This is a genomic window from Myxacorys chilensis, from assembly GCF_059505265.1.
In genome coordinates, this window is record NZ_JCACKG010000139.1 from 1 (window position 1) to 7,505 (window position 7,505).

A 7,505-nucleotide genomic window follows, 5' to 3' on the forward strand; every position below is an offset into this window, starting at 1 on the left:
TTTAGCTGTTGGTTAGAGGCACTTTGCTATGCTGCCTAATGGATAAAGTCGAGCTAAGAAGCAGGTAGAGAAACGGATTCAAATTAATCAAAAAGTAGTTGCAAAAATTGTTACTACTCGACCGAAATCGTTGTAGCTATCACCGCACAAATTCCAATGCAACGGACTGTTGCAACCCGCCGATGATGTGGCAAAGGTGATCGGCAGGTGCTAACCGCGACCGTTAGCTCGTCAGACCCGAAAGCAAAAGTCAAGTTTTAGATGCAATCGCCCTAATACCCCATGCCCCGAACCGTCTCAATAAGCAGTTATCCTGTTGGTGCAGCCAGAATGTAGGGCATTCTACCGACAAGAATGAGTAGGAAAAAACATGCTGGCAAGAGTTTGGAGTGCGGCGCTAGTTGGAATCGACGCGGTTAAAGTTGGCGTTGAAGTAGACGTTGCCAATGGACTCCCAGCGATCGTTGTGGTGGGACTTCCCGATGCTGCCGTTCCCGTGTCATAATTGCGGACAGGTAGGAGAGCGGTAAACAGTAACAGAAGTATTAACGATTCTCCAAACTGACTAACTGGCTAACTCTGTTTGACTAAAATGCTTGCATAATGAGGTTTTTGAGGTTTCAAACTGGCTAAACCACTGCCTAACAACTGCCTAAAACTGGCTAATCTATGGGCAAAATCATTGCAGGATTGGCGCGAGTCTCGACGGAAGATCAGGCGTATCAGGTTGCTCTAAGCAACCAAATTCAGCGGTTGCGAAATTCTGGTTGTGATCGCGTCTATAGCGATATCGCCTCTCGCGCCGATGATTGTAGAGAAGCGTTACTGCAGCTGATTGCCGACATTGAAGCGGGGGAAATTATCGAAGTCCGGGTGACTCGGCTTGATCGCCTTACTGCCTCACCTGCGCTGTTTGAGCGGGTAGTAAAATTGATGCGTGATCGCGGCATTCCTCTAACTGGATTGGATGAGTCAATCAACATCCTGGATGAGGATGGTGAATTTTTCGCAGGCTTGGGAGTGCATATCGCTAAGCGGGAAATCCAAACCATTCGGAAACGTAGCCAGAAAGGGCATGAATCCCGACGCAAAAACGAACGGGCTAACGTTTCTCTACCGTGGGGATACACCGCTGCTGACAGGCATTATAGGCTCGACAACACCCCGTTTCTGTGTTTACTCTGCGATCGTGTTGATGACCGTGAACACACGGGAGCTACTCGCGCTGATTTAGCGAGGGACTGTATTGCGCTATTTTTCGAGGGGAGAAGTCTCACTAGAGCGATCGCACTGATTCATGAGAAGTACGGCGTTCAGCGATTCAGCCACCCACAGCTATCAAAAGAAAAAAGTGTTGCAACGTCTTTTATCTTGAATGCGGACGACGATTTTGAATCGATGCGATCTCACCGTTTTTCAAGACGAGGCGTATTTCAGTGGTCTCATAAGGGGCTAAAGAACTGGCTTCTCAGCCCAGTTTTGAGAGGGCACACCCCGTATAACACCCGTGAACTCTTAGGTTTAGATTCTGCTGGCCGCAGAAAGTATGGAAAAACGCTTCCTCAAGAGCAGTGGGACATTCGGCAAGATACACACCCGGATCAGGCGTTGCTTACCGAGTCACAGGCCCAAGAAATCAGGAGGATGCTCGGATATAACGCGCAAACCAGGGGAAAGTGGCTCGTTTCCGCCAAAGATCGCCGCTATCCCATATCTGGGTTATTGCGCTGCCAAGCCTGCAACGCGCCGATGAAATCTCAATCGTCGAAGCCAAGAGCCGGAGGATGGCGAAATTATTACAAATGTAAGAACGCGATCGCCGGACGATGTAATCAAACAAAATCTATTCGCAACGATCGTGCAGAGTTGGCAATTATTGAGGCGCTAACCCGTGCTGCCGAACGGATTGACGCATTACGTCAAACCCCAGAACTCATGCTAGAACCGCCCGAATTGGGGGAACTGCGGGAACAACGCGAAGGGCTTCGAGTGTTAGGAAATAACCCTACGATCGAACGCGCGATCGCAGAAACTGACGAGCAAATCAAAAAAATAGAGTTCAACTTCAAACAGGCAACCATCGCAAAAACTGAAAAGCAGGATTCTGCCGTTGAAATTCTGAGGAACCCGGACTTTTGGCAGTTCTGCAACGAAGATGAGCGAATGCGGTTATTTCAATGGTTGGTCGATACGGTATGGGCGCTAGACGGTGAAATTGTCGCGATCGACTTAGAGGTCTAAGCCGCCAGTAATTTTCGTACTGCTTCAAGAACTCTGGCAGGAATAACATACCGTCCATCGTCCGTTGGCTCTGCTGAGTCTGATACCGCTTGCAGTAGTTCGGTGCGATCTCGAAACTCTTGAATCTTGCGGTTGAGTAGCTTTTTCGGAGTCTCCATCTACCAAACTCCTGTGTTTAATAGTTGTTGTCGCGCAACCTTACCTTCGGCACAACATTCCGAAAGTGAATATCGATTGCCTCGTCTCCCGGTGAGATCGCTTTCTTCTTTTGAGAGAGTCCCAAGCTTGAAGCCTTTTTCTGAGTCCCCTGTTACGCGCTTGACCTCAAATGTTGTGCCTGTTGGAATATGAAAGGCGATCGTGCCCTTCCTTACCCAGTCGGGCAGTTCTGCTGGTCGCTCCTTGGGTTTGGGCTCGCCAGCTTTTTTCAAATCTGAGACTTCTTGATGTTGAGCCGCCTTCGGTGCATCTGATACGGATTGTAGAGGTACCGAAGACGGCTCAACTGCCTTAAATGTCAAACCCCTAATGCCATAGCGATTTTTGCCAAGTGGAACTTTCTGACACTGAGGATAGAGGCTGATGAATCGTTGCGCTACCTGATTCTGCCCTTTCACGTACTGATCTCCTGGGCGGTTCGGATCCTCCCATTTGCGAATCTCGCGATCGCCCACAACTTCTATCTGCAAAACACCGGTCTCTCTATAATAATTTTCGAGATGTGCCCACAAGTCCGAGATCGGCATAATTGAATCGGGGTCATACACCAGGTTTTGCTCTAATGCGAACTCGTATAAATAGGACTGGTTGATTTGAATCTCTTGCATTGCGGCATCACAGCAAGCAAAGTCAATCCCCTGCATCATCAAAGACTTAAACGCTGCAATCAGTCGATTCAGCAAGGAAGGCAGGATGTTTGATTCAACAAAGTCGGCATCATATTTGAAACGAGGATCAGCTTCAATTTCGCCTCTATCAGGGTTTGCACCTTTCTTGAAAATTTTATTGAAAGATAAAACTGAAAATCTAGACTGAATTGCTTCTTGAGAGCCTTTCAGATAGGGAATCTCATTCACGTTAAAAAGATGAATGGCTTTTGGTTGAAACTCTTTATGATCTTTGCCTTTAAGCTCGTAGTGCAGTGGATCGCCTGTAATCGCCCGCTTCAGTGATTGTAGGCTATCCAAAGAAACCGATTTTCTATTTTCTGAAGCCCAGTTGATTCGGCTAGAGGCTAGAGGTGAGAGGGGAAATTTTCGCCCCTCGTCATATTGCGCGAAGTCTTCAAGCGCAACAGAGGTCATTCCTGTCCGCCCCCACAGCAAGGCAACCGCTTCTCGTAGGGCATCCTTACCATTCGACCCAACCCCTTTGCAAAGTAAGGCTCGGACATTACGCCCGTGAAACTTGCGAACTGTGTCGATGTCAAAGGCTGACGAGATCGTTTTAAGGAATACTTGACATTGTGCTTCATCCAAAGCTGTTAGTAATTGATCGCAGTCCTTCGAGTCAGCGTCAGGCTCATACTTCACAATCGGCGCATAAATGTATCGAAGGTCGGGCGAGTGTGGTAGAAGAACAAATTCGGGAGAGTTGGGGCGAGTCTCAGGCGGAACAATTCGCCAAGAAACTTGCAGTACACCATTTAAACAGTTCAGCCCAGGAGGATTAATCGATTCAGGCAGTACAGCGAATTTCATTTTTGCCCATTCCAGGGCAGCTTTTACCCTTGCAGAAGCGGCATATGGGAAGACCGTTCTCGCCATTTTTTTGCTGTAGTAGCTAATTGTTTCAGCTAAACTCTGGATTCTCTGAAGTTCGATCTCATCAGGCGCAAATTCGTAATGAGTACCCATCCACTTATGCAGCTTGCCGTCAATCGAGATCCAACTCGTACCGCTGTAGAGCTTTGAGACCGCGACTTGGGAAAATTCGCCTTCTTGCTTGAACGAGAGGCTTTGTTCTGGTCGATCATTCTTGTCAGATGTACCCTCTAACTTTTTAGAGCCGATCTCGCCTAGAATCTGCTCTGCCGTTACACCCTGATTATTCCAATCTGCAACGTCGAATCCTTTGTCTGCTGGCAGGTTCTCCCATTTTGGTGAGTCAGGGAAAGGGTACAGCCATTGAGCATGTGGATAGTCCTTCGCGACTTGACCCATGTATTTAGTTCCGGGACGATCGCAGTCTGGTGACAGTACCAACTTTGCGCCATCAAACAAGCCGGAATACTTGCCTTTGCCGTAAGCACTGGAGCCGCCGATCGTCGTCGTTGCAGGAATCCCAATTTTCCACAGGGCATCCGCGCACGGTTCCCCTTCAACCCAAATAATGAGCTTCCCTTGCTCGATTGCGGCTAAGCACTCGTGATAGCGGTAAGGCGTCACTACTGCTTTGAGAGAGGTTTTTACATCCTCACTCAGCTTGCCGCCTGAGATCCATTGCCCATTATGGCGGTACTCTTGCCAGATTTGGCGCTTACCGTTGCCGTCGTCAATCCTGCGAGTCCGCATGATTTCACGACCAGCGCGATCGCGGTAGACCCAAGTGCGATCGGCTTTAGGACGAACGGACTTTGCTTTCTGCTTTTCTTCCCACGGTGCGATCGCTTCTCGAATATCGGAACACTCACATTGATTCCAACACTGGTACTTCCCGTTTTCTGGATTGACAGTCAGGTTATTTCCGCCGCAAACCGGGCAAATATACCGATTCTTGCAATTAGGAACAGGGGTTAGCAGATCTAGGAAGTTAAGAATGTTAAACCCTTTGTTTTGAGGTTCTCTGTCCATTATCGCAAGCCTCCCTTGTTCAAGAGAGCTGCGAGTTCATCATCCAGTACAATCTCCGAGTCTTGCTGCAAGCTGATGTTCTTATTCCAAAGGCGTTTTGTTTGCCTCCCTAGACTCGCGAGGTCTATTCTCTCTAATCGTCGGCAAGCTCGGTGAAGCTTGAGAGAATCGGTTAGAATAGGTTCAGAGGTTTGACGAGATTTTTGAAAACTTGTAAAATTCAAGGCTAATTGCCCTCCGTTTTAGGCATAGAGGAAGCAGCGATTCGTGGCCAAACTTCTCGCTGCTTCTGAATTTGGTTAAGAAGAAACCCTTCGATATCTGCTAAGCAGCTTTCGGAGGGTTTTCTGTTTGCGCTTTGTACTGACTCAAACCGCGTTCTAGAGCTTGACGAACAATATTTGAGCGCTTTGTATTTTCGACTTGAGCAGCGTAGGTAATTAGATCCCGTAGCTCAGCAGGAATTCGCTGAGTTAAGTGAGCCGTTTGTTTTGCCCAGCCTTTAACCCCGTCACAAGATGACATCGCATTTAACTCCAAAGAATCGCAACACAAATAATCATGCTACATGAAAATTTGGGAGAAGGCTACATCATTTTTCGTAATTTTATCGAGATTTTTTTTACTTAATAGTTTAAATCTCTGTATCCCTTGCTAGTTATCGCGTTTCAATACAACACCAACGATTTTTAAAGCCTTTAATTAGGATTAGATTCAGTTATTAAGACAGTACAATTCATCAATTATAAGACAGTACAATTCATCAATTATAAGACAGTACAATTTACTCTAAATGGCAAAGGTCTAGAACCTCTTGATATCACTGGTTTAGAATTGAAATTCAGTAATAACTTTAGTAATGAAGTTATTACTGAATCATACAATTCAGTTCTCAATCAACTAGAAGAAGCTTGAATGAACATTTCTGCCGCAAATGGGCGGAGTATCACTTTGCTCCATCCACACGCTTCGCGGCTCGACTTTACTCAACAGCACCCTTCGGACAGTGGATTTCCCAAACGCCGCGAACTGCCGGAGATTCCACTCACAGAGAATAAAAACTAATACCGCTCGTAAATTAGCTTGCAGCTTTTAGTTCAGTCTTAGGCTTCCATTCCAGAAGTTCACCAGGTTGAACCTCGAAAGCATCGCAAATTTTGCTCAAAACGACGGATGAGGGAAGCTGCTCCGGATTGTTGTACAGGTCATAAGCTGTACGCTGAGCAATTCCCACCGTCTTTCTGAACTGGTAGGGTGTCATTCCTCTGCTGTCGAGGAACGGCTTAATTTTGTTTATCACTGGCATTCCTCCAATTTACCATTACGCTGATATTACCACATAGTTAGCAGTAACCATGTGACTAGTACTATTAACTAATTAATACTATTTATTCGGATTTCGCGGACCTATAAGTAGTTAGTATTGCTATTCGCTTGATATTATTACTAACTAGCTGATACTATTAAGGCATAGAGAAAGCGGCTCACCTTCCACAGAGTGCCGCTTCTCTACGAACCTTAAATTCTGAAACTAATGCTAACAACAATTTCACCCAGCGCCCAACTCACTTCTGGTGGACGCGGCTCAGGTCGCTTAGACCTCCTCCTTTACGGCTCCAACAACCCCACCAATAACCGTGCCTTCAACCGTGCTCGCACTGTTTCTCCCCATGAAGCCTACAGCGCTGGCTATCAGGACGGCTTCAACAGACGCGGAATGCTCGGCTCCATGTCAGGCAACACCCATTACTCCAAAGGATTCGGCGCGGGTCACAACGCGATGCGCCGCGCTAACCCTTAAGGAGCAAGTCCGGATATGCAAACCATCATCTGGGCGGAAAGCTCCGCCCTTAGTTATCAACGCACTCATTCTTTACTAGTTCTCGCTCTCACTGACCTTTCCTACTGGCAAGACGCCAAGAATCAGCATCGCACCGGCGCGATCGCCCTCACCCCAAACATCAACGGTCAGTGGATCGTCACTGCCTCTGCTGACCTCGTAGCCAAGATTTTGCCCTTCTAATTTCCAAACTCATTAAACATTGGAGGAAATCAATCATGAAATTTCAAATCATCGCTGCCACCGCACTTTCTGCTGTTGTTTTAAGCGCATCTGTTGTCCGCGCCGAAACCTTCCGAGCAGTGTCTCGATAATGCGGCTGCCACCCATCAAGAAAACCTGAAAACCATGTCTCGCGCCGAAGTCGATTTTATTTGAAACAACGTGAACGGCTGCAAGGCTCGTTTCAGTCGCTAGTGCCCTGCTAATTGCTCCATTTCTCCCGTCCTCTGGGCAATCTCAATGACTCCAGAGGACAAGTCCACCACTATCTTGGCTCCACAGACCGCCCCGTACTAGAGCAAATCAAGGAGCATCTCTCCGGTCGAGGAGCCAAGATCACGGCGGCTGCTGTGAAGCAAGGAATCAATTTTGAGTGTGTCCGAGTTTGGTAAGAAGGCAACCGAGAGCTA

Annotated in this window: 10 protein-coding genes; 6 read left to right on the top strand and 4 right to left on the bottom strand. The window is 47.4% G+C overall.

Features of this window, described 5'->3' with window-relative positions; genetic code table 11:
• Positions 1-370 precede the first annotated feature (370 nt).
• Together AC5JLB_RS10400 and xisF are read left to right on the top strand one after the other, a co-directional pair.
• Entirely contained in the window at positions 371-505 is a 135-nt protein-coding gene (locus tag AC5JLB_RS10400) for a hypothetical protein (RefSeq protein WP_495873761.1), read from the top strand.
• Positions 506-669: 164 nt separating this feature from the next.
• The gene (xisF, locus tag AC5JLB_RS10405; RefSeq protein WP_495873762.1) at positions 670-2,241 is read left to right on the top strand and encodes a fdxN element excision recombinase XisF; all 1,572 of its coding nucleotides are present in this window, start codon (positions 670-672) and stop codon (positions 2,239-2,241) included.
• Here xisF and AC5JLB_RS10410 read toward each other — a convergent pair.
• From AC5JLB_RS10410 to AC5JLB_RS10420, 3 genes are all read right to left on the bottom strand, one after another.
• Positions 2,238-2,399: a hypothetical protein gene (locus AC5JLB_RS10410; RefSeq protein ID WP_495873763.1), complete on the bottom strand. Its 162-nt coding sequence runs from the start codon at positions 2,397-2,399 to the stop codon at positions 2,238-2,240. The two genes, xisF and AC5JLB_RS10410, sit on opposite strands and share 4 nt — an antisense overlap.
• On the bottom strand, positions 2,400-5,033 hold the full coding sequence (locus AC5JLB_RS10415) for a DUF5906 domain-containing protein (protein ID WP_495873764.1): 2,634 nt from the start codon (positions 5,031-5,033) through the stop codon (positions 2,400-2,402).
• Between the two features lie 324 nt (positions 5,034-5,357).
• Positions 5,358-5,558, bottom strand: a complete 201-nt coding sequence (locus AC5JLB_RS10420) for a hypothetical protein (protein ID WP_495873765.1) — start codon at positions 5,556-5,558, stop codon at positions 5,358-5,360.
• A 390-nt stretch (positions 5,559-5,948) separates the two neighbouring features.
• On the opposite strand from AC5JLB_RS10420, the gene AC5JLB_RS10425 reads away from it, so the two are divergent.
• Entirely contained in the window at positions 5,949-6,098 is a 150-nt protein-coding gene (locus AC5JLB_RS10425) for a hypothetical protein (RefSeq protein WP_495873766.1), read from the top strand.
• Between the two features lie 13 nt (positions 6,099-6,111).
• Here AC5JLB_RS10425 and AC5JLB_RS10430 read toward each other — a convergent pair whose 3' ends face one another.
• Positions 6,112-6,333: a helix-turn-helix domain-containing protein gene (locus tag AC5JLB_RS10430; protein ID WP_495873767.1), complete on the bottom strand. Its 222-nt coding sequence runs from the start codon at positions 6,331-6,333 to the stop codon at positions 6,112-6,114.
• 234 nt (positions 6,334-6,567) lie between these two features.
• Between AC5JLB_RS10430 and AC5JLB_RS10435 the strand changes: the two genes are divergently transcribed.
• From AC5JLB_RS10435 to AC5JLB_RS10445, 3 genes are all read left to right on the top strand, one after another.
• Positions 6,568-6,834, top strand: a complete 267-nt coding sequence (locus AC5JLB_RS10435; RefSeq protein ID WP_495873768.1) for a hypothetical protein — start codon at positions 6,568-6,570, stop codon at positions 6,832-6,834.
• A gap of 15 nt (positions 6,835-6,849) precedes the next feature.
• Positions 6,850-7,056, top strand: a complete 207-nt coding sequence (locus tag AC5JLB_RS10440) for a hypothetical protein (protein WP_495873769.1) — start codon at positions 6,850-6,852, stop codon at positions 7,054-7,056.
• A 245-nt stretch (positions 7,057-7,301) separates the two neighbouring features.
• A complete protein-coding gene (locus AC5JLB_RS10445) occupies positions 7,302-7,487 on the top strand; it encodes a hypothetical protein (protein WP_495873770.1) in 186 nt (61 codons plus the stop codon).
• Positions 7,488-7,505: the final 18 nt, after the last annotated feature.